Source organism: Candidatus Zixiibacteriota bacterium, assembly GCA_021159005.1.
GTDB lineage: Bacteria > Zixibacteria > MSB-5A5 > UBA10806 > 4484-95 > JAGGSN01.
Genome location: JAGGSN010000164.1, coordinates 1 through 1,823, shown reverse-complemented (window position 1 = coordinate 1,823; position 1,823 = coordinate 1). Strand labels below are relative to the sequence as shown.

Below are 1,823 nucleotides of genomic sequence, written 5' to 3'. Positions count from 1 at the left end.
GTTAAATAATTTTTGTTTTTCAAAAATTGCTTCGCATTTAACAGGATGAACTTTTCCGCCCAAGGCGGACCAGCCTCTGGCTGGCAACTTTCAACTTTATAAACTTCATAAACTTTCAACTGACTTCCCAATGCCCGCCTTTATCCGGTCCGATTCTTTTCAATAAGCCTTTTTGTTTTAATTTCTTAATATTTTCTTTTATTTTTCGATCTGATATTCTAACTATTTTTGACAATTTTAAACTGGTAACCCGCTTATCTTTTGCTATCTCTTTAAGTATAATCCTTTGATTTTCAGTGACCTTTTCAGTGACCTTTTCAGTGACCTTTTTTATTTTTTTCTCTCCTGAAATCTCAACATCTATCCCGCCGGCAATTTCAGAAATTTTTGGTTTAGGCAAACCGTAATCAACTATTTCATTAACAGCTCTTTTTATTCCGCTTCCATACTTTTCAATCAATCCAGCTTCCTTAAGCATTTCAGCAATTTTAATATTTCTAGTATTTGATTTTTCAGTACCTGAATACAGATCTTTAACAGTTAAGCCAACCGGCAATTTGCCAATATTCCATAAAACTAATTTACAAACTTTTAACTTTACAAACTTTTAACTTTGTGAGCTTTCTACTTTTTACTTCTTATAATATACATCGGCCTGTTGATCACTTCCCTGTGAATGTTGGCGATGTAAAGGGCAACAAGCCCAAGACAGCTTAGAACAACGCCGATCAAAAACAAATTAATCACCGCCAGAATTGACGGATAGGAAAAATTCATATTCCACGGGTCGTCTAAAACATATTTTTCAATAAAAATAAACAGCCCCAGCGATCCGGAAAAAATGACAATTATAATCCCCAAATAGCCGGCAATTTTCAACGGCACCAGACTTAAGGAAATAAAACCCGACAAAGCCAGTTTAATCAGTTTCAAAGTGCCGTATCCCGCTTTGCCGTCCATTCTCGCGTTAGCGTTAAAATAAATATAATCCCGCTTAAATCCCAGCCAGTCAACCAACGCCCGGCTCATCCTGTTCTTTTCGGTGAACCGGTTAAATTCATTTATAACTATCCTGTCCAACAATCTAAAATCCGTGGCGTTGGGAGTTACCTTTATCTCGGCAATGGCGTTGATTATTTTGTAAAACAGAAACGAACCTGTTTTTTTGATTAATCCTTCTTGTTTATTTTTCTTTCTCACGCCCACCACCACCTCCGTTCCTTCTTTCCATTTTTCTATAAAACGCGGGATTAATTCCGCCGGATGCTGAAGATCGGCGTCAATCATAATCGCCGCATTGCCTTTGGCTTCGCGAAGGCCGGCAGTAATAGCCAGCTCTTTCCCGAAATTGCGGGAAAACTGCAGATATTTTACTTTATCATCTTTCTCCGCCAGTTTCTCTATTTCTTTAATGGAACTGTCTTTACTCCCGTCATCCACAAAAATAATCTCATAATCGTATTTATCCCGAAGCTCCTTCCACGCTTTTACCAATTCAGCATAAAGCAAAGAAATATTCTTTTCTTCGTTATATACGGGAATAATTATGGAAATTAGTTCAAAGTTCATAAAGTTGAAAGTTGGAAAGTTTAAAGTTTATAAAGTTTATAAAGTTATAAAGTCGGGGAGTTAAAAGTTATCAAGTTTATAAAGTTATCAAGTCGGAAAGTTAAAAGTTATCAAGTCGGGGAGTTTAAAGTTTATAAAGTTATCAAGTCGGAAAGTTAAAAGTTATCAAGTTTATAAGTCGGAAAGTTAAAAGTTATCAAGTTTATAAAGTTATAAAGTTCAACTTTCAACTTTTAACTTTACAAACTTTCAAC

The 1,823-nt window shown here is 35.6% G+C and carries 2 protein-coding genes; both read right to left on the bottom strand.

The window, feature by feature from the left end:
• Nucleotides 1-115: 115 nt before the first annotated feature.
• Nucleotides 116-556: a winged helix-turn-helix transcriptional regulator gene (locus J7K40_10545; protein ID MCD6162837.1), complete on the bottom strand. Its 441-nt coding sequence runs from the start codon at nucleotides 554-556 to the stop codon at nucleotides 116-118.
• A 68-nt stretch (nucleotides 557-624) separates the two neighbouring features.
• Nucleotides 625-1,569 (bottom strand): glycosyltransferase family 2 protein, encoded by a 945-nt coding sequence (locus J7K40_10540; protein MCD6162836.1) that lies wholly within the window; start codon nucleotides 1,567-1,569, stop codon nucleotides 625-627.
• Nucleotides 1,570-1,823: the final 254 nt, after the last annotated feature.

Bases quoted from the DNA above. Each gene is read 5' to 3' on its own strand.
- J7K40_10540 (MCD6162836.1), bottom strand. From the start codon at position 1,569: ATGAACTTTGAACTAATTTCCATAATTATTCCCGTATATAACGAAGAA.